This window comes from Ciceribacter sp. L1K22, from assembly GCF_017599385.1.
In the GTDB taxonomy this organism is placed as follows: domain Bacteria; phylum Pseudomonadota; class Alphaproteobacteria; order Rhizobiales; family Rhizobiaceae; genus Allorhizobium.
Map to the genome: position 1 here is coordinate 3,067,151 of NZ_JAGFPK010000001.1, position 18,555 is coordinate 3,085,705.

16 protein-coding genes are annotated in these 18,555 nt (G+C 63.0%); 4 read left to right on the forward strand and 12 right to left on the reverse strand.

Annotation, left to right across the window (positions count from 1 at the left end; genetic code table 11):
- Together J5J09_RS15245 and J5J09_RS15250 are read right to left on the reverse strand one after the other, a co-directional pair.
- Entirely contained in the window at positions 1-828 is an 828-nt protein-coding gene (locus tag J5J09_RS15245) for an MBL fold metallo-hydrolase (RefSeq protein WP_208551840.1), read from the reverse strand.
- A 68-nt stretch (positions 829-896) separates the two neighbouring features.
- Entirely contained in the window at positions 897-1,532 is a 636-nt protein-coding gene (locus J5J09_RS15250; protein WP_208551851.1) for a DsbA family protein, read from the reverse strand.
- Positions 1,533-1,642: 110 nt separating this feature from the next.
- Here J5J09_RS15250 and J5J09_RS15255 point away from each other — a divergent pair, with 110 nt between their 5' ends.
- Positions 1,643-2,554, forward strand: a complete 912-nt coding sequence (locus tag J5J09_RS15255) for a LysR family transcriptional regulator (protein ID WP_208551860.1) — start codon at positions 1,643-1,645, stop codon at positions 2,552-2,554.
- A 64-nt stretch (positions 2,555-2,618) separates the two neighbouring features.
- Here J5J09_RS15255 and J5J09_RS15260 read toward each other — a convergent pair whose 3' ends face one another.
- The 4 genes from J5J09_RS15260 to J5J09_RS15275 all read right to left on the reverse strand — a co-directional run bounded on the left by J5J09_RS15260 (position 2,619) and on the right by J5J09_RS15275 (position 8,096).
- On the reverse strand, positions 2,619-4,811 hold the full coding sequence (locus J5J09_RS15260; RefSeq protein WP_208551862.1) for a xanthine dehydrogenase family protein molybdopterin-binding subunit: 2,193 nt from the start codon (positions 4,809-4,811) through the stop codon (positions 2,619-2,621).
- Positions 4,808-5,779, reverse strand: coding sequence for a xanthine dehydrogenase family protein subunit M (locus J5J09_RS15265; RefSeq protein WP_208551863.1), 972 nt, complete (start codon positions 5,777-5,779; stop codon positions 4,808-4,810). The genes J5J09_RS15260 and J5J09_RS15265 overlap by 4 nt, the downstream gene beginning before the upstream one ends.
- Entirely contained in the window at positions 5,776-6,285 is a 510-nt protein-coding gene (locus tag J5J09_RS15270) for a 2Fe-2S iron-sulfur cluster-binding protein (RefSeq protein WP_208551864.1), read from the reverse strand. The genes J5J09_RS15265 and J5J09_RS15270 overlap by 4 nt, the downstream gene beginning before the upstream one ends.
- Before the next feature lie 134 nt (positions 6,286-6,419).
- Positions 6,420-8,096 carry a formate--tetrahydrofolate ligase gene (locus J5J09_RS15275; protein WP_208551865.1) on the reverse strand — a complete coding sequence of 559 codons (1,677 nt, stop codon included), beginning with the start codon at positions 8,094-8,096 and terminating at the stop codon, positions 6,420-6,422.
- Positions 8,097-8,348: 252 nt separating this feature from the next.
- Between J5J09_RS15275 and J5J09_RS15280 the strand changes: the two genes are divergently transcribed.
- From J5J09_RS15280 to J5J09_RS15290, 3 genes are all read left to right on the forward strand, one after another.
- Positions 8,349-10,628 (forward strand): TonB-dependent hemoglobin/transferrin/lactoferrin family receptor, encoded by a 2,280-nt coding sequence (locus tag J5J09_RS15280; protein ID WP_208551867.1) that lies wholly within the window; start codon positions 8,349-8,351, stop codon positions 10,626-10,628.
- A 387-nt stretch (positions 10,629-11,015) separates the two neighbouring features.
- A complete protein-coding gene (locus J5J09_RS15285) occupies positions 11,016-11,738 on the forward strand; it encodes a LuxR family transcriptional regulator (RefSeq protein ID WP_208551868.1) in 723 nt (240 codons plus the stop codon).
- Between the two features lie 57 nt (positions 11,739-11,795).
- On the forward strand, positions 11,796-12,257 hold the full coding sequence (locus J5J09_RS15290; protein ID WP_208551869.1) for a PAS domain-containing protein: 462 nt from the start codon (positions 11,796-11,798) through the stop codon (positions 12,255-12,257).
- A 6-nt stretch (positions 12,258-12,263) separates the two neighbouring features.
- On the opposite strand, the gene J5J09_RS15295 is transcribed toward J5J09_RS15290, so the two are convergent.
- The 6 genes from J5J09_RS15295 to J5J09_RS15320 all read right to left on the reverse strand — a co-directional run bounded on the left by J5J09_RS15295 (position 12,264) and on the right by J5J09_RS15320 (position 18,486).
- Positions 12,264-13,373, reverse strand: coding sequence for a DUF2333 family protein (locus J5J09_RS15295; RefSeq protein WP_208551872.1), 1,110 nt, complete (start codon positions 13,371-13,373; stop codon positions 12,264-12,266).
- On the reverse strand, positions 13,366-14,664 hold the full coding sequence (locus J5J09_RS15300; protein WP_208551875.1) for a DUF6638 family protein: 1,299 nt from the start codon (positions 14,662-14,664) through the stop codon (positions 13,366-13,368). Before J5J09_RS15300 ends, J5J09_RS15295 begins: the two co-directional genes overlap by 8 nt.
- Positions 14,648-15,091 carry a helix-turn-helix transcriptional regulator gene (locus J5J09_RS15305; RefSeq protein ID WP_208551877.1) on the reverse strand — a complete coding sequence of 148 codons (444 nt, stop codon included), beginning with the start codon at positions 15,089-15,091 and terminating at the stop codon, positions 14,648-14,650. The genes J5J09_RS15300 and J5J09_RS15305 overlap by 17 nt, the downstream gene beginning before the upstream one ends.
- A gap of 12 nt (positions 15,092-15,103) precedes the next feature.
- Positions 15,104-15,358, reverse strand: coding sequence for a type II toxin-antitoxin system RelE/ParE family toxin (locus J5J09_RS15310; RefSeq protein WP_208551879.1), 255 nt, complete (start codon positions 15,356-15,358; stop codon positions 15,104-15,106).
- A gap of 63 nt (positions 15,359-15,421) precedes the next feature.
- Positions 15,422-17,332: an AAA family ATPase gene (locus tag J5J09_RS15315; protein WP_208551882.1), complete on the reverse strand. Its 1,911-nt coding sequence runs from the start codon at positions 17,330-17,332 to the stop codon at positions 15,422-15,424.
- A gap of 2 nt (positions 17,333-17,334) precedes the next feature.
- Positions 17,335-18,486 carry a hypothetical protein gene (locus J5J09_RS15320; RefSeq protein WP_208551884.1) on the reverse strand — a complete coding sequence of 384 codons (1,152 nt, stop codon included), beginning with the start codon at positions 18,484-18,486 and terminating at the stop codon, positions 17,335-17,337.
- Positions 18,487-18,555 lie beyond the last annotated feature (69 nt).

Here is an 18,555-nt window from a genome sequence, read left to right on the forward strand (position 1 = left end):
TCAGCCCCACTTCATCTCGCCGGTAGCAACCTTCGATCCGATGTCGAGCGCAACGCCCATGCCGAGACCGGGGAAGCGGGCTTCCATCGCTGCCTTGAGCGCGGCAGAGTCGGCGGCCTTGCCCAGTTCCTCTTCGAAGGCGAGAAGATAGGCCTTCGTGTGCGCGACGGCGGAGAGGTCGATCGCGGCCTGCGGCTCAAGGTGGCCGGGCACCACGACCGATGGCTTCAGGTCGGCGATCCTGTCGAGGTTGGCGACCCAGGCGGCGCGGGCTTCCTTGCTCTGCGTGTCGGCGGTCCACACATGAACGCCTGAGAAGATCAGCACGCCACCGAATACGGCATCGAGCGAGGGAACGCGCAGATAGCGCCGGTTCGCGAGCCCTTCCGCGCTAACGATTTCAACCGTTTCACCGTCAACCGTGAGGTCTGAACCGTCGAAGGCCTCGGGCAGCACGATATCGGCGAGCGTCTGCGGACCATTTTCCTTGAGCTGCGGCCCCCAGACAGCCAGCTTCTTCTCGACATTGCCGTTGATGGCGGCAACTGTTTCGGAGGCGGCGATCACCCTGGCGTTCGGGAAGGCCTCGCGGACCGGTTTCAGGCTGAAATAGTAGTCCGGATCGGACTGGCTGACATAGATGGTCGTCAGCGTCTTGCCCGTCGCCTTGATTGCCTCGGCGAGCGCGCGCCCGTCCGGATAGGTGAAGCCGCCATCGATAAGCAGCGCTTCGGTCGGCCCTTCCAGCAGCACAGGGGCGCGGAAGAAGCCGGTCTGGCCGGCGGGGAAATGTTTCCAGGTCAGTTTCGAGGACGTATTGCTAGACATTTTTGCTCTCCATAAAGTGGAATGTGTCAGGGGTCTGTTGAAGTTTGGGATCAGAGATCAGCGACGCCTCAGGCAGCGCGCAACTGGGCGGCCAGAGCATCGAAAGAACCGAACAGGACGCTCGTATGGACGAGCCGCGGGCCAGACGCGCCGTCGTCGACAATGAGGGCAGGAACGCCCTGGACGCCGAAGCGGGCCATCTCGGCGCGCGCCGCGGAAATCCGGTGACGATAAGCGCCAAGCAAACCCTCGTCCGGGTTGCGAACGCGCCGGGCGGCTTCGGCGAAGCCGGCTGCATCGAGGGTTTCGACAACCACAGCGAGGTCAGAATTGTCGCGACCATCCTGATAACGGACACGCTGCAGCGCCTTCAGAGCTTCAAGCTCGCGTGCCGGCTCCGTCAGGCCGACCGCGACGAGGCCGAGTGTTGCCGGCGCGGAGTCAAACAGGCCGTCCAATGCGCCCAGAACATTCTCGCGATAAGCGTCTGTAAAAGGCTGGCCCGTCAGCCGGGCGATGCGCTGGTCATTCTGCCAGGCGTAGGCGGCGAACTGCCGGTCCATCGGACGCGACGCCTCACCCGCGAACAGGCCGGTCGGTGCCAGACTGAGTGTCACGCCGTCGATGTCCGCCAGCTTTTCCAGCGCCGGACCGGCGCCGTAGCACCAGCCGCAAAGAGGATCGAAAAGATAGGTGATCTGCATAACGGTTGTCCCTTGTTGTGTGGCTCAACAGATATGCGATCGCGATTGCGCCGACTATAGCGACCAATTATACTCACTGTATGCCTTTGGCTTACAATTTGGGTTCACGCATGGAAGCGATCAATCTCAATCGGCTCGCCTATTTCGTCGCGGTCGTCGACGCCGGCTCGTTCACCCGCGCCGCCGAGAGGCTGGGCATCACCAAGACGGTCGTCAGCCAGCAGGTGGCCCGGCTGGAGGCGGATTTGCGGACCAGCCTTCTCCTTCGAACGACCCGCCGCGTCGAACCGACGGAGGCAGGCCGTTTGCTGCACGCGCGGTCCGTCATCATCCTGCGCGAAGCCGAGGATGCCTTCGGAGAGGTCGCCGAGGTCACGGCGAGCCCGATGGGCACCTTGCGGATCGCCGCTCCGAACGACTTCGGAACATCGACCGTCGCGCCGCTGGTCGCGGAGTTCTGCCGGACTTACCCAGCTTGCACGGTCGACCTCGTCCTGTCGGACGCCAAGGTTGACCTCATCACCCATCACATCGACGTCTCGATCCGGGTCGGCTGGCTCGACGATTCCAGCCAGCAGGCCCGCCGGATCGGCGCATTCCGCCAGTTTCTCGTTGCCGCACCGGATTTCGCCCGGACGCTTTCCGTCGATGGCCCCGAGGACCTTGACCAGCAGCCGTTCATCGCCAACGGCGCCTTGCGCGAACCGCTGGTCTGGCATTTTTCGCGCACCGACTTCGACCGTCGCACCGTCCGCATGCGATCGGCGATGACGATCAACACGACGCCGGCCGTGCTTGCCGCGACGCTGGCCGGAGGGGGTCTGTCGGTACTGCCGGATTATCTCATCGCGGAGCCGTTGCAGCGCGGCACACTCGTTCGGGTCCTGCCCGACTGGTCCCTGCCATCCGGCGGCATCCACGCGGTCTACCCCGCCGCCCGGTTTCGCCCACCAAAGGTAACCGCCTTCGTCGCCATGCTGGAAGCCAAAGTGAAGCGACCGCCGATCAAGCGAGAAGCATGAACACGCTTTCAAAAAGGGGAATGCTTCCGCACTTTGCGCTGTTTTGAGTGGGCGTTGGCCCACCTCACATCCCCGCCATCACCTTCTCCAGCGTCGCCGGATACGCCCTGACCCTCACCCCCGTCGCGTTGAAGATCGCGTTCGTCACCGCGGCCGCCGCGCCGCAGATGCCGAGTTCGCCGAGGCCCTTAGCTTGCAGCGGGTTGGCGTGGTCGTCGCGTTCGCTGAGCAGGATCACTTCGATCTGCGGCACGTCGGCGTTGACGGGGATGTGGTATTCGGCGAGGTCGTGGTTGACGATGTGGCCGTCGCGCGGGTCGTGGGCAAGTTCCTCCGTCAGCGCCATGCCGATGCCCCAGATCATGCCGCCGAGGCATTGCGAGCGGGCGGTCTTGGCGTTGAGGATGCGGCCGGCGGCAAACGCGCCGGTCATGCGCCGCACGCGGGTTTCGCCTGTTACGGAATTGACCGCGACCTCGGCGAAATAGGCGCCATAGGTCGCCTGGCGGGCTTTCGAGGCGATGTCGCCGGGTTCGATATGGCCCCTGGCTTCCAGCGGCAGACCGGCCAGCAGCTCGACGATCGGCCGCTGGCGGTTGCCTGAAATCGCCATGCCGTCCTTCAGCGTCAGGTCGGCCTCCGCGCAGCCGGCGGCGGTGGCGAGCTTTTCGCGGATCTCCTCGCAGGCGAGGAACACGGCGGTGCCGCTCGACGCCGCGCCGAACGAGCCGCCGGAGCCGGAGCCGGGCGGCAGGTCGGTATCGCCAAGGCGGACGGTCACCTGCTTCGGCTGCAGGCCGAGCATCTCGCAGGCGATCTGGGTCAGTACCGCATAGGTGCCGGTGCCGATATCGGTCTGGTCGGTCTCGACCTCGGCGGTGCCATCGGGATTGAGCCGCACGCGCGCCTCGGCCTCCTGCAGCATGTTGACGCGGAAGGCCGAGGCCATGCCCATGCCGACAAGCCATTCGCCATCGCGCACCTGGCCGGGCGTGGCCTTGCGCCTGTTCCAGCAGAATGCTCGGGCGCCCTCGCTGAGCGCCTCGGCAAGCTTGTGGGAGGAAAACGGGATATGCTTCGACGGGTCCTCGTCGGGAATGTTGCGCAGGCGCAGTTCCACCGGATCGATGCCGGCCTTATGGGCGAGCTCGTCCATGGCGTTTTCGAAGACCGTCACGCCGACGGCCTCGCCCGGCGCCCGCACCGAGCCGGCGCAGGTGCGGTTGAGCCGGGCGATGCGGTGACCGATCACGCGGTTTTCGCCGCGATACATGAAGGGCGTTGCCTGGGTCACCGGCTCGGAGAAGCTCTCGTCGAACAGGCTGGACACCAGCGTCTCGTGGCCGATGCCGGTCAGTCGACCCTCGGCATCGGCGGCAAGCCGCACGCGCTGGCGGGTTTCCGACCGGCGCATGGTCGCCTCGAACACCTGCGGCCGGGTCATCGTCACCGACACCGGGCGGCCGAGCTTCTGCGCCGCAATCGCCGCCGCCACCGCCTCCGGCGCGATGCCGAGCTTGGAGCCGAAACCGCCGCCGACATAGGGCGACAGGATGCGCACCTTCTCCGGCGCGATGCCGAGACTGTCGGCGAGTTCGTTGCGGTTGTACTTCAGCATCTGGTAGCTGCCGCGCAGTGTCAGACGGTCGCCATGCCATTGGGCGATCGAGGCATGCGGCTCCATCGGCGCGCTGGAATGCGGCGGCGTCGTATAGGTGACGTCGATGCTGTGGGTCGCATCGCGCATAGCCGCATCGAGATCGCCCATCGACGACTGCTTCTTCTCCGGCACTTCGGGCTCCACCGCCTCGGGATCGACTACGGCGTCCGCGGCCCGCTCGATGGTCAGCGTCAGCGCCTGCGCGCCATGGCGGGCCTGCTCGAAGGTCTCGGCAACGACAAGAGCCACCGGCTGGCCGAAATAGGCGATCTCCTCCGGCCCCTGCACCGGCGCCTCGTTGGCCATGCCCTGGGCCGGATTGCGCAGCATGCGCTTGTCGCTGATGACGGCCAGAATGCCCGGCATCGCCTCGACCGCGGCGGCTTCGATACCGGTGACCCGACCCTTCGTTGCCGGGGCGCGCACCAGCACGCCGTGGCAGAGATCAGGGTCCTGCCATTCGCCTGCATAAGGGGCGGCACCCGACACCTTCAAAGGCCCCTCGGGGCGATCGAGCGGCAGGCCCAGCGCACCCTGCGCCATATCATCGAGCCGGCGGCGCGTATCGGGAACGTCCATCTTCATGTGACGGGTCATCGGGTAGCCTCCTGAAGAACGGCTTTGAGGGTGCGTCGGGCGAGCGGGATCTTGAAATCGTTCCCGCCCTGCCCTTTGGCGTCGGCGAGCAGCGCATCGGCCGCCGCGTCGAACGCCGCCTCGGACGGCGCCTGGCCGACAAGCGCCTGTTCGACGGCGGCATCCCGCCACGGCATCGGCGCAAGGCCGCCGAAGGCGATGTCGGCCCGCGCGATCGTTCCGTCTTTCACGTCGACGATGGCCGCGACGGAGACCAGCGCGAAGGCATAGGATGCGCGGTCGCGCACCTTTCGATAGACCTGCCGGCCGGTGACGGGGCCAGGCAGGATGACGGATGTGATCAGGTCGCCGGCGGAAAGCACGGTCTCCCGTTCGGGCGTGGCGCCGGGCAGCAGGTAGAGCTCGCCAAGCGGCAGGCGACGGCTTTCGCCGTCGCGGCCGCGGATCTCGACCTCGGCACCGAGCGCCCGCATGGCGACCGCCATGTCGCTCGGATGCGTGGCGATGCAGTGGTCGCTGGCGCCAAGGATCGCATGGATGCGGTTCACCCCGCCGATCGCGCCGCAGCCGGAGCCCGGCTCGCGCTTGTTGCAGGGCATGGCGGTGTCGTAGAAATAATAGCAGCGCGTCCGCTGCAGCAGATTGCCGCCTGTTGTCGCCTTGTTGCGCAGCTGGCCGCTGGCGCCCGCAAGAAGCGCCCGCGACAGCACCGGCCAGCGGCGGCGCACGCGCATGTCGGCGGCAAGATCGCTGTTGGTGACGAGCGCGCCGATCCTGAGGCCGCCGTCTTCCGTCTCTTCGATGGACTTGAGGTCGAGCCGGTTGATGTCGATCAGCCGCTCCGGCGTCATCACCTCGAGCTTCATCAGGTCGAGAAGATTGGTGCCGCCGGCGATGATCGAGGTAGCCGCATCGGCGGACGAAAGGTCGGACGGGGCCGCCGCGCGCTGGTAGTCGAACGGCCTCATGCGTCGCCTCCCTTCGCCACGCCTCTGATAGCATCGACGATGTTGGGATAGGCGGCGCAGCGACAGAGATTGCCGCTCATGCGTTCGGAAATCTCGGCGTCGGAAAGCTCCGGTTCGGCGGCGATGTCCTCGGTCACGTGGCTCGGCCAGCCGGCCTTCGCCTCCTCGATCATCGCCGTGGCGGAACAGATCTGGCCCGGCGTGCAATAGCCGCACTGGAAACCGTCATGCTCGACGAAGGCCGTTTGCAGGGGCGAGAGGTCGCCAGTGCTTCCAAGGCCCTCGATCGTGGTGATTTCGTCGCCGTCATGCATGCAGGCGAGCGTCAGACAGGAATTGATACGCCGGCCGTTGACGATGACCGTGCAGGCGCCGCACTGGCCGTGGTCGCAGCCTTTTTTCGTGCCGGTCAGGCCGAGATGATGCCGCAGTGCATCAAGCAGCGAGGTGCGGGGATCGGCGGTAAGAGGTCGCCGAACGCCGTTGATCGTCAGGTCGGTTTTCATGAAGTCCTCGCGCGGTCGGAATTGCAGATTTGTCCCTGCCGTTAACCGATCGCCGGGGGAATGGTTCCAGGGGCACGTGCAGCAAGGCCGCATGCCCCCGGTAATCTCGAAGAGAAGAAGAGACGAAAACCGCCTCAGAACAGGCCTTCAACCTCTCCGTCGGAATTCAGGAAAATCCGCTCCGACGATGGCGAGCGCGGCAGGCCGGGCATCGTCATGATCTCGCCGGTGATCGCGACGACGAAGCCGGCGCCAGCCGACAGCCGGACTTCACGGACATGGACCGAGTGGCCTTCCGGAGCCCCGCGCAGGTTGGGGTCGGTCGAGAAAGAGTACTGCGTCTTGGCCATGCAGACCGGCAGGTCGCCGTAACCCTGCGCCTCCCAGGCCTTCAGCTGATCGCGCACCGCCTTGTCGGCCGTCACCTCGCCGGCGTGGTAAATCTTCGAGGCCACGGTCTCGATCTTTTCCATGAGCGACAGGGCATCAGGATAAAGCGGGCGGAAATCAGACTGGCCGCTGTCGGCAAGTTCGGCCACCTTGAGGGCGAGTTCCTCGATGCCGGCCGAACCCTCCGCCCAGTGGCGGCAGAGAATGGCGTCGGAGCCGAGACGCGCGACATACTCCTTCACGGCGGCGACCTCGGCCTCGGTGTCGGATATGAAGTGGTTGATCGCGACGACCACCGGCACGCCGAACTTGCGGACATTGGCGACGTGGCGGCCGAGATTGGCGCAGCCCTTGATCAACGCCTCGACATTGGGCGTGCCGAGGTCCTCCTTCTTGACGCCGCCGTTCATCTTCAGCGCGCGCACTGTGGCGACGATGACCGCCGCGGCGGGCTTCAGCCCCGCCTTGCGGCACTTGATGTCGAAGAATTTCTCGGCCCCCAGATCGGCGCCGAAGCCGGCCTCGGTCACCACGTAATCGGCGAGCTTGAGCGCCGTCGTCGTGGCGACGACGGAATTGCAGCCATGGGCGATGTTGGCGAACGGTCCGCCATGCACGAAGGCCGGGTTGTTCTCGAGCGTCTGCACGAGGTTCGGCAGCACGGCATCCTTGAGCAGCACCGCCATCGCGCCGTCGGCCTTGAGATCGCGAGCGAAGACCGGGCTCTTGTCGCGGCGATAACCGACGATGATGTCGCCGAGCCGTTTTTCGAGATCCTTGAGGTCGCGCGCCAGACAGAGGATCGCCATGACCTCCGAAGCAACCGTGATGTCAAAGCCCGCCTCGCGCGGAAAGCCGTTGGCCGGGCCGCCGAGCGCGCAGACAATCTCGCGCAGCGCCCGGTCGTTCATGTCCATCACCCGCCGCCAGGTCACGCGGCGCGTATCGATGCCGAGCTCGTTGCCCCAGTAGATGTGATTGTCGACGAGCGCTGAAAGAAGGTTGTGGGCCGAGGTGATGGCGTGGAAATCGCCGGTGAAGTGGAGGTTGATGTCCTCCATCGGCACCACCTGCGCATAACCGCCGCCGGCCGCCCCGCCCTTCACACCAAAGCAGGGCCCAAGCGAGGCCTCGCGGATGCAGACGATCGCCTTCTTGCCGATCCGGTTCAGTCCGTCGCCGAGACCGACCGTCGTGGTCGTCTTGCCCTCACCCGCCGGCGTCGGATTGATCGCCGTGACAAGGATCAGCTTGCCGTCCGGCCGGTCCTTCAGCCCGGCGATGAACTCCTGGCTGATCTTGGCCTTGTCGTGGCCGTAGGGGATAAGATCCGTATGAGAGATGCCGAGCCGCTGGCCGATCTCGGTGATCGGCTTCTTTTTGGCGACACGGGCAATCTCGATATCCGATTTGATGTCCATGGGTGCTTTTCCTCCAACACACCCGCCATTGATAGCCAAACCGGTCTGTCGTGGGAACTGTGAACCATGGCGTCAATGTGACCAAAAAAGCACAGGCTTAAATGTTGACTGTTTTTATCACCTTTAAACTTGACTCTTTTTGACATGATTTAATAACTCTGGTTTCCGACCGCTGCAACGCAGCAGGGGGCACATCGAAATCAGGCGCATCCCGCCCCTGGGCGAAGGGCGCTCTTTTTTGAGGACATCAGTATGAAGTGGGGACTTTCACCGCGCACGCGGCTGCTCAATGGGACAGCGGTCGCGCTCGTCGTCGCGTTCACCGGATCGACATACGCGCAGGATGCGCAGCAGGCCGGGGGAACGGTTCTGGATACCATCACCGTGGACGGTCAGGCGCAAACCGGCACCAGCGCAACGGCACCGCAAACCCAGACCACGGACCGCGCCGTCGTGCAGCAGAAGATGGTCACCGATTACAAGGATTTTGCCCGCCGTATCGATGCGGGCGTGAACTTCGACAGCGCCAGCGGCAGTGTCAACCTGCGCGGCCTGCAGGACAACCGCGTCTTGACCACGATCGACGGCATTCGCCTGCCGTGGCTGACCGACCCACGCGATTCAGCCGTGGGCGGCGGCGACGCCTTCGATTTCGACAGCCTGTCGTCGGTCGACATTACCAAGGGCGCGGACTCCAGTCGCTACGGCTCGGGCGCCCTCGGAGGCGTCGTTGAACTGCGGACACTGAACCCCGAGGACCTGATCGAGGACGGCAAGAATTTCGGCGCCCTGACGAAGACGACCTATGACAGCGCCAACGACAGCACCGGCGGCAACGCAGCGGCGGCGGCACGCTCTGGCGACACATGGTTCATGGTCCAGGGGGGCTACACCAAGGGCCACGAGACCGAGACATCAGGCGATGTCGGCGGCTACAACTCCACACGCACCGAGGCCAATCCAGGCGACTTCGTGCAGAAGAACCTGCTCGTCAAGTTCCACCAGTATCTGGAAGGCGGCCACCGCATCGGCCTGACCGGCGAAATCTTCAACCGCGACGAAGACTTCGACAACATGCGCGGCACCACCGCGACCAACTACGAGGAAGGCACGCTGAAGGGCGGCGAGGAAACCGACCGCAAGCGGATCTCGGCCTCCTACGACTACGTCGCGCCTGACAACAGCTCGATCGTCGATACCGCGAGCCTGATCGCCTACTGGCAGAAGGAAAGGATCAACAACACAACGAGCGGCATCCGCCTGCCCGATGCCCGCGGCTTCATCATTCCGGGCGACCCGTTCTTCTACGGCTATCCGTCGGGCGCCTATTCACGCGACAACATGATCGAACAGACAAGCTACGGCATCACCGGCAATGCCGCCAAACAGGTCGATATCGGCGGCGTCAGCAACGAGTTCCGCTTCGGCGGCGAGTTCGTTTGGCAGCAGACGCACCAGTATTCCGCCGGCGAGGACAATTGCCCCGACGTCGACTGGACGACCATCCCGCAGTTCTTCGGACCGCAGACATGCCGCATGCTGCACTCGAACGCGTCAGACATGCCTGACGTCGACAGCTACATCTTCGGCCTTTACGTCGAGGACGACATCAAGCTGATGGATGACCGCCTCACGGTGACGCCAGGCCTGCGTTTCGACTGGTACAGCCATAATCCGAAGTCCACGTCGGCCTACGAGGACAATCCGAACTACGACCCGGCCTTCCTCGAATCCACCGACGACATGGGCCTCTCGCCGAAACTGCGCCTCGCCTACCAGGTGACGCCGGAACTGGAGGTCTTTGCCCAGTACGCCCGCGGCTTCCGCGCGCCGACTGCGCAAGAGCTCTACCAGAACTTCGGCGCGCCGGGCTCCTACGCCCGCATCGGCAATCCCGACCTGGATACCGAAACCAGCAATGGCTTCGAGATCGGCGCCAAATATGACGGCGGCGACTACCGCGTCGGCGCGACGGTGTTCAACAACTACTACAAGAACTTCATCGATACCGTCATGCTCGCCCCTCCGGGCGGCGAATACCCGGTCGGCGGCGTCACCGGCTACGAGAACCTCAACAACGTCCAGATCTACGGCGTCGAAATCGCCGGCGAATGGGTCTTCCAGCCGAATTGGCGCACGTGGGGTTCGTTCGCCTGGACCTATGGCGAGGATCGCGACACCGGCGCTTACCTTGACTCGATTGCGCCGATGCGGGCGATCGTCGGCCTCGGCTACTTCACCGAGACCTGGGGCACCGACGTGTCGGTGACGATGGCATCGAAGCGCGACAAGGTCACCGACGGCTTCGTCGCACCGGGCTACGGCGTGGTCGACGCCACCATCTGGTGGACGCCCGAACGCATCGCCGATGTCGACGTATCCGGCCTCAGGGTTCAGGCCGGTGTCTTCAACCTGTTCGACAAGAAGTACTGGGATGCCCTGAGCGTGCCGGATGGCACCACGACGGCATCGGCCGACTACTTCAGCGAACCGGGCCGTACCTTCAAGGTCTCGATCTCGAAGACGTTCTGAACGGACATCCATCCGCAGAAGGACGCCGCGCTGGAAAAGGGCGCGGCGTTTGCCGTTTGGCATGCGGTTCTCGGCGGCACAGTCTCTGCTTGCCGCTCCGCAAGCAGGCGATTTGTATCAGGGAGACTACGCTACGGAGAAGACCTCAGCGCAGCGATTCTCGGCCTCTTATCCCAGGGAGATTGCAGAATGGCGGACCTCACGAAAAACGCCACCATGAGTTGCATATAATTCCAGCCGGAGGCGGAAATTTGCGGCCTCTTTACCACGTGTCAAATGTGGACGGTCTGCCATCCCGCTGATCGTGCGAAAAATTCCGGCAGTCCCTTGTCATTGATATATTTGTAGGCTTAAACACTTCTCCATTGGTCAACTTAGATTTTGCGGATGATCATCGACGAGCGACAAACGCTGCTAAGCGCCGACATCTCGAAAACCGAGACACGAGCGGCGCTGATGCAGGTCATGGGGCGGGTTGTGCGCGAATTCGGCTTCGAATACGCGAGCATCCTCACGGCTCCGGGTCCGAACGACATCCTTCTGTCGCCGCTTGTGCACGAAAGCACCATCCCGGGCGCCTTTGTCAGGGAGTTCGATCGCAACCACTTCCTACGCTCCTGCCCTCTTCTGCCGCGAATGAGCAATTCGATCCTGCCGCAGGGCTGGCGCATCGGATCGCGCGATCCGGCCCTCTCCTACGACTGCCCGCCGGAAATGGCCGATCTGTGGCGCCGCTTCGGCATCGAGATGGGCATGGTCTTCCCGCTGAACTCGATCGATTCCACGCGTTTCCTGGTGCGTTACGACGGAAATCGGTGCGATCTATGCCAGCAGGAGATCAACGAACTCTCGATGATCACAATCCATGCCTTCGACATGTTCGACCGCATGCGCAGGTCCGAGATCGCCATTCCGGTGGCGCTGTCGGCACGGGAACTGGAAGTCGTTCGCTGGACAGCACAGGGCAAGACCTCGGTCGAGATCGGGCAAATCCTCTCGCTCTCGGACCACACGGTCAACGCCTACATGACGAATGCGATCCGCAAGCTCGATTGCGTCAACCGCACACAACTGGTTGCTAAGGCTATTCGCCTCAAGCTAATTAACTAAAGCTTAAAGTAAAGCATGTAGCCCTCGTCACGATGAACCAGAGGAAGAGGTCGTGCCTTGCCGATCCGCTACGACCAGATCGACAGCAAGACGTTTCAGGACGGCAGCGCCGTCGGCATCACCCCACGTGATATCATCGAACTCGTGACCGCCTTCAGGCTGTACGGCTTTTTCCGGATCGATCTCGAGACCGGCCACTTCTTCGCGACGCCCGACGTCTACACGATCTTTGGCATGGAGTACCAAACGGGTCCGATGAACCTGCTGGAGTTCCGCGACCACATCCACCCCGATGACCTGCCACTGTTGATGACCTCCTTCGAGCGTGCCAGCACGCACAAGGAGATATATCACAACATATACAGGGTGAAGCGTCCGGAAGGCGCCTACCGCTTCGTCCGCACCGTTGGAAAGTTTAGGGAAAAAGAGGGCACGCCCGGCGAGATCGTCGGCATCACCTACGAGTTTTTCGAGCGCCTTCGCACGATCGCTTTCGCATCGGAATTCGACGAGCCCTGACCGCCCTTAGCGGTCGAGCACCGCCCGCAGCTCCACCATGTTCGACCGTACCCGCAGGATGTAGAAGCCCATGGTCGCAAGATGGGTCGGCATGATCCAGCCATCTTCCGAGCCATTCGAGATGATCGCCGGCTGAATGCGCAGCGACGCCTGCAACTGCTTCTCCATCTCAACCCAGATCGAGGTCAGGTTGCGCTCTCTGATGACGTCCCTGAAGTCCGCCTTCGCCGCCTGCAGAATCGCATACTGGGCATAGAGCTGCCCGTAGGCGAACCAGAAACGGTCATCGGCGCGGGTATCGAACCAGCCTGCGTTATATTCCTCCGACCGGCGCCGCAGAATGTCCGACGTATTGCCGAGATCGCTCGCCATCCGGTCGAGCAGCTGCATCAGGTTGTCCGCGCGCGCGTCGAAGACCGCATTGCAGAGCTCCAGATCGGAGTTGAACTTGCGCCAGCTGTTGACAGCAGCACGGTAAAAGCTCGGCGTAGGTGTCTTGAAGCCGAACGGATTGGTGCCGAAATACCAGGTTCCTTCGTCAAACTGGATGTTGCCGCGCGCGTCCTGGAGATCGTTGTTGATGCCGGAGGTGCCGCGCACACGGCCAAGATTGTCGGCAAGCTCGATGCCGACGCGCCGCACGACCTGGTTCACACCACGCTGGAAGGAGGCCTTGTTGTCGAAGAACGGGGTATTGTCCCAGTCCATGCCGAACAGGCCCGTCTTGTAGAGCAGCGTCGAGGAAATCCAGACGTTCTGGTTGACGTTCATGTCGGTCAGATCGGCGGCCAGCGTGACGATCGCCGAATTCTGGCACACACCCGCCTGCCCCGCGACGGGTTCGCCCGCGGCGACCGTGCGTTCATTGAGATTATACCCTGACGCCATTTCCGGGTTGAAGCCGTACCAGACCTGGGTGCGCCAGAACAGCAGTCCGTAGAAGATCACGAGAACCAGAAGCACGAGGATGATCGGTCCCTTGATCAGCCAGTTGCGGCGCTGATACCAGCCGTGGGCGGCCATGAACGGCCAGAGAAGCCAGGCGACGACGAGACCGACGCCGCGCCCGAAGGCGGCGAAGACGCGCTGGAAGAACGCGATGACCGGGTCAAGCATTTGTGTCGTCTCCTATGGCATAGAGGCGTTGCCTGAAGCCTCTCTTGTCCTGCAGATAAGTGGAGCTCAGGCGCGATACAACATAGTCCCTGAATCTTTCGCCGAAGCCTTCATAGGCCAAGTAGAAACCCTGCTTGTCGAAAACGAAACGGGACACGAAGTCGCTGGGGTTGAACTGCGCGATCAGCCGCCCGGTCAGCCATTGGTCCGGATGACCGGGCTTGGGCCTGACGAGCAGGAAACGACGCTCCGCCGGCACCTGGGCAAGACGGATGCTGCCCGTCGCCGCCAGCTGCCGGATCATTTCCTGGAGGAATGGATAGGTGCCATCTTCCGCGATCCGTGCGGCATTGCGCTGCGCGAACGCCTGGAGCCAGACGGTGTCCACCAGCGATAGATCGGCCTCGGGGTCGAGATCTCGAACGAGCGCGATCAGCGCCATTTCGGCCCGGTGACGATAGAGGCCGGACTGCTCGACCCAGCTTGCGCGCGGCATCTCGATGCGGCCGGTGCTTGCCAGAAAATCGAAGATCTTTTCCCGGTCGTTGATCGAGATGTAGCTGACCTGCCACGGTCGCGACCGCCGGAACCCCGGCGCCGAGGGATCGCAGATGACAGTCGTCGTCCGGTCGTCGACGAAAACGTAGACACCGCCGAAATGATTGGCCCAGAAGGCATCGTGGCGGAAGACCAGCTTGTCCGGCACCAGCTCGTTCTGGCGGATGTCGCCGGTGAGTTTCGCCAGTTCCACCATGCGGTTCAAGAGCGCATCGTCGCGCCAGGCATCCGCCTCGGTCTCGACGCGATCGGCGAGCCGCCGAAGCTCTGTTGCCTTGCCCAGCACATCCTCGGCCGAGAGCACCCGGAATTGCACCTCGTTGATCGACAGCAGATCTTCAAGGGTGCGCACCTCGGCAACGCTGTCCTCGATCTCGCCGTAGATCGCATCCTTGATGGTGATCGCGTTGATCGACCGCGCATTGGCGGTGAAGAACTCGTGCATCAATCCGGCCGTGTTGGAAAAGCTCGTGTGCACCACCGGCAGGTTCTCCTGCTCGGGCGTCATGACGATGAAGCGGCGATTGACGCGCTTCGGGTCGAGATAGTCCTTATCGCCGAGTTCGTCCGCCACCTGAGGCGAAAAGCCGGTCATGTCGATGTCGAATTCCGTGAGCGCCGTCGGCGGCAGGCCGAAACGCGTCAGCGCCTTGTTGTAGCGGTCGACGAGATGCGGCTCCGTGACCGGCAGCAGCCGGCCGTAGATCAGTTCGGCTTCAAGCAGGCGGTTCATAAGACAGGGGCTCTCGTGACGCGCTGGTATCGGGTTCGTCGTTGCCGCTCCAGGCGACAAGGTCCTCGAGATCGACCTTCAGCGCCCTTGCGATCTTCTTGAGCGACGAAATGCTGCCTTCCTTCTTCTTCGATTCGATCTCCGACAGATAGGTCGCGCTGATGCCGGCGGTGGCGGCAAGGTCCTTGGCCGAAAGCCCCCGGAAATCGCGCCACACGCGCACGGGGCTTTCGCCATCCATCATCCGGTAGACGAATTCGGCCGGGATGAGTTCTTCCTCGCCCTTGGCGAGCTTTTCCTTAAAGCGATCATAGGCCGCCACGTCCTCAAGCATTTCGGCAGCCTCGACGAGAGCTTCGTAGTCTTCCTGGGACAGTATCACCATGTCTTCGCCATTCGGCGTCTTGAAGCGTGTTGCTACACCCATGTTCTTACCCCGTTAATAGACACTTCCGCGGCTCGCGATCTTTTGAATATCAAGAACATTGTCGTATTCGTCAAAGATAACACGCCAGTCTCCGACCCGCAGGCGGTAGCCCGGGCGGTCCTGCAGCTTCACGACGTTGTTTGCCTGCGATCGCGGATCTTCGGCATATTGTTCGATCTTCCTCGTTATGCGGCGACGCTCGTTCACGGGAATGCGAGCCAAAGTTTGGCTCGCCTGCTTGCTGAATATGATCTGCTTCGCAACCATACCGCCCCCTCCAGCGACCATCAACAAAATTCGCAATGGGCGAATTCGTGCAAAACCGCGACCCTACCAGCGCCCTTCTCTCTTCATTCCCTCGATCTCCAATACCGCCCTCTCCCTCTGCTTCTCGCGCCTGATGATCTCTGTCACGGCCGCGTCGTCGGACTTGTCGGCATAGCGGAATTCGCTGTCGGCGTAGCGATTGATCTCCTGCAGCACCATCTCCATGGTGATCGGGCCACGCAGCTCCTCGATCATCGCCTTCTTCTTGTCGTAGGACTTGCGCAGGAAGACCTCAGGCGTTTCGAACCAGTCGTCCGGCAGCTCCATGTCCATCGCCCGCATCTTGATCGCGTCGGTGATGTTCTTGATGGCACGGCCGGTAAAGCGCGGTTCGGCAAGCTTGATCTCGTGCAAATAGGCGCCGATGTCGGCGAGCGTTGCGATCCTGCCCTTCGCCTTTTCGAAGCGCTGCCAGACGGCAGCGAGCCCCTCTTCCTGCGGACGATCGTGCTGGCCGTAGGAGGTGGCGACCGCGCGCTTGATCTCCTGGTCGGCAAAGAGCGCGTGCTCGCCGAGCGGGATCTTGTGGTTTTTGCCAATCAGAAGCGCGAAGATATCGACATAGTCGTTCTGCGTCTGCGGTCCATCGACCAGCCAGCGGGCGCCGGCGCGCTGGCGCAGCGCATCGTCGACGTTTTCTGGAAAGTTCGAGAACATGCCGAAGCTGGCATTGCCGCGCACCACGGTGGAGGCGCCGGCGAAGCTCTCCATCAGGACCGCCGTCACTTCGTGCTGGCCGGACGAGGCCCGGTCGTCGGAGCGCTTGGCGGTGACCTGGTCGACATCGTCGATCGTGCCGAAGCCGATCGCCTTCGGGTTCAGCACGTTGGTGACGAATTCCTTGGCGTTCTGCCCCGACTTGCCCTGATAGGAGGAAATCTGGTCGACGCCGAAATTTTCGTAGTGGAAGGCATAGCCGGCCACCTGGCAGTAGTCGTGAAGCAGCCCCGCGATCATCTGGATCAGCGTCGTCTTGCCCGTACCCGGCATGCCGTCGCCGATGAAGGTGAAGAGAAAGCCGCCGAGTTCCACGAACGGGTTCATCTGCCGCTCGAAATCATAGGCCATCAGCATCTTGGCGAGCTTGATCGACTGGTATTTGGCGATGTGGTTGCCGACGACCTCTTCCGGCTTGCGAAACGTCATCGACAGCGGCTTGCGCCGCGCGCCGGGTGCGACATCGAACCCGTCGAGGGTGAAGTCGTCTGACTCGATGCGGATATGGGTGTTTTCGAAGGCGGACAATCCCGTGAAGCGCGCCTTGCGGGCGATCAGACCGTCGATCGTCACCCTGGCCAAGGCGCGAGCCCGTATCAAAAGGCCGGTATCATCTGGAGCACCGGAAAGCGCCATATCAAGACCCGCGATCAGGCTCTTCAGAGCATCCTGCGGCGTGTCGAACAGGAAATCCGGCTCTTTGGTATCGTTCGCGGGCTCGCTCTCGCCGGTCAGGGTCGAGAGCAGGTAGGCGGCGAAGGTGAATGCCGCAACATAGGCGCACGCCGACAGCAGCGCCTTGAATTGTTCGGCCTCGGCGCCGGCCAGCGGTGCGGCACGATTGCGCGCCTGCAATTGTTCGAGGTTGGTCTGGCGGGCGAAGACGTCGGACACCGCGAGCGCCACCTGCGCGCCGCGCCTGGCGCGGTAAAGTACGGCATGCTGCTGCGGCGACAAGAGCGGATCAGCGGGGCGGACCGACTGGATCGTTTTTTGCAATTCGATCTCGCGGGTGCGCTTGACCGACCCTGTAGACACCGTTGGCACGAAGCGTCGCCCGGTGCCGGCCAGCGTCGCGCCCTGCCCGTCGCCGGGATCGAGCACGACGGTTCGGGTTACCAGCCCTTGCGCGACCGCGAGGTGCTTGGCGATCTCGTCCTCGTGGATGGTCGTCAGCCCCGCGTTCAACCCGTTCATGCTCAGACCTCGCTCACGACATTGCTGCCGGAAATCACATGGACCTTGTAGCCGGCGAAGATCGAGGATGCCTCGCCCGAGGCATAAAGCGCCTGGTAGGCATCATGCGGCACCAGGGCGTGCTTCTGGTAGGCCGAGACACCCATGCGCGCCGCTTCGAGATCGCCGGTCTCGATGTGGAACTCCTGGATCGCCGGTGTGGAGGAGAAGAAGCCCTTCTGCGCCGGCCGCTCTGTCTTGGAGAAGATTTCCTGCATGGTCCAGGTGAGTACCCAGGCGTTTTCCGGCTTCCTGACTCGTGTGAGGATGTCGGTGACGCGACCGTTGTTCTCGGTGATACCGGCTGCGTAGAAGGGACCGAGCACCATGCGGTTCATCTGCTTGGGGTGCAGCGTCTCGAAATCCTTGTCCATATTGCCGATGACCGTCGCCGGCGTCAGCGAATAGGCGCCGTTCTTCGCGGCGAAATCGTCGAAGCGGGCGGCCAGCTCCGGATTGAGCAACCCGCCGACAGGCAGCGGTATATCAACGTCAGGATTGAGTTTGCCGTCCGGCGTCACGAGCAGCTTCGCGACATTGTCGGACGAGTCCTCAATGCCCGCCGCGTAGATCATCGGCAACGTGTTGGTCCCGTCGAACACGGCCCACGTGACGACATAGTAGGGTCGCCGGGTCTTCTCGTTGACGGTGACGCGCACCGTCTCCGGCATCACGAACGGCGAGAAGATTTCACCGCGACCGATCTGTTCGAGATAAAGCCGTTCAGCCATCTGCGTCTGCAGCGCGGTCGGAAATTCCTTCTGCCGCAGGATGAAATCGACGATTTCGGCCCTGAGCGCATTGGCGTCGGGGATCGCCGCCAGCCGTTTCGGCGCGCTGCCGCGATCGTTTTCCAGCTCCAGCACGTTCTGGAAGATCGGAAACCCGCTCTCCGCCTTCGATATCCGGAACTGGTCGGTGAAGCCGATGCGGTTCTCCCAGCAGGCGAAGGAATTCTTCAGCCGCTCGACATAAGGCAGCACCAGTCCGCCCGCCGATCCCATCGCCGGAAGCGTGACATCCGGATTGGAGAGATAGATCTCAAGCCCGCCGAGGGCCGAGTGGATGGCGTTGAAATAGTGGGTGACGGTGGGATTGGCGTTAGGGGCGTTCATTGAGCGCTCCCCGCGCGTTGCCCCTCATCCCCCTGCCGGGACCTTCTCCCCGTCTCGACGGGGAGAAGG

What these genes read in the sequence shown, in the direction of transcription:
- J5J09_RS15245 (WP_208551840.1), bottom strand. Translation starts at nt 828, where the DNA reads ATGTCTAGCAATACGTCCTCGAAACTGACCTGGAAACATTTCCCCGCC.
- J5J09_RS15250 (WP_208551851.1), bottom strand. Translation starts at nt 1,532, where the DNA reads ATGCAGATCACCTATCTTTTCGATCCTCTTTGCGGCTGGTGCTACGGC.
- J5J09_RS15255 (WP_208551860.1), top strand. Translation starts at nt 1,643, where the DNA reads ATGGAAGCGATCAATCTCAATCGGCTCGCCTATTTCGTCGCGGTCGTC.
- J5J09_RS15260 (WP_208551862.1), bottom strand. Translation starts at nt 4,811, where the DNA reads ATGACCCGTCACATGAAGATGGACGTTCCCGATACGCGCCGCCGGCTC.
- J5J09_RS15265 (WP_208551863.1), bottom strand. Translation starts at nt 5,779, where the DNA reads ATGAGGCCGTTCGACTACCAGCGCGCGGCGGCCCCGTCCGACCTTTCG.
- J5J09_RS15270 (WP_208551864.1), bottom strand. Translation starts at nt 6,285, where the DNA reads ATGAAAACCGACCTGACGATCAACGGCGTTCGGCGACCTCTTACCGCC.
- J5J09_RS15275 (WP_208551865.1), bottom strand. Translation starts at nt 8,096, where the DNA reads ATGGACATCAAATCGGATATCGAGATTGCCCGTGTCGCCAAAAAGAAG.
- J5J09_RS15280 (WP_208551867.1), top strand. Translation starts at nt 8,349, where the DNA reads ATGAAGTGGGGACTTTCACCGCGCACGCGGCTGCTCAATGGGACAGCG.
- J5J09_RS15285 (WP_208551868.1), top strand. Translation starts at nt 11,016, where the DNA reads ATGATCATCGACGAGCGACAAACGCTGCTAAGCGCCGACATCTCGAAA.
- J5J09_RS15295 (WP_208551872.1), bottom strand. Translation starts at nt 13,373, where the DNA reads ATGCTTGACCCGGTCATCGCGTTCTTCCAGCGCGTCTTCGCCGCCTTC.
- J5J09_RS15300 (WP_208551875.1), bottom strand. Translation starts at nt 14,664, where the DNA reads ATGAACCGCCTGCTTGAAGCCGAACTGATCTACGGCCGGCTGCTGCCG.
- J5J09_RS15305 (WP_208551877.1), bottom strand. Translation starts at nt 15,091, where the DNA reads ATGGGTGTAGCAACACGCTTCAAGACGCCGAATGGCGAAGACATGGTG.
- J5J09_RS15310 (WP_208551879.1), bottom strand. Translation starts at nt 15,358, where the DNA reads ATGGTTGCGAAGCAGATCATATTCAGCAAGCAGGCGAGCCAAACTTTG.
- J5J09_RS15315 (WP_208551882.1), bottom strand. Translation starts at nt 17,332, where the DNA reads ATGAACGGGTTGAACGCGGGGCTGACGACCATCCACGAGGACGAGATC.
- J5J09_RS15320 (WP_208551884.1), bottom strand. Translation starts at nt 18,486, where the DNA reads ATGAACGCCCCTAACGCCAATCCCACCGTCACCCACTATTTCAACGCC.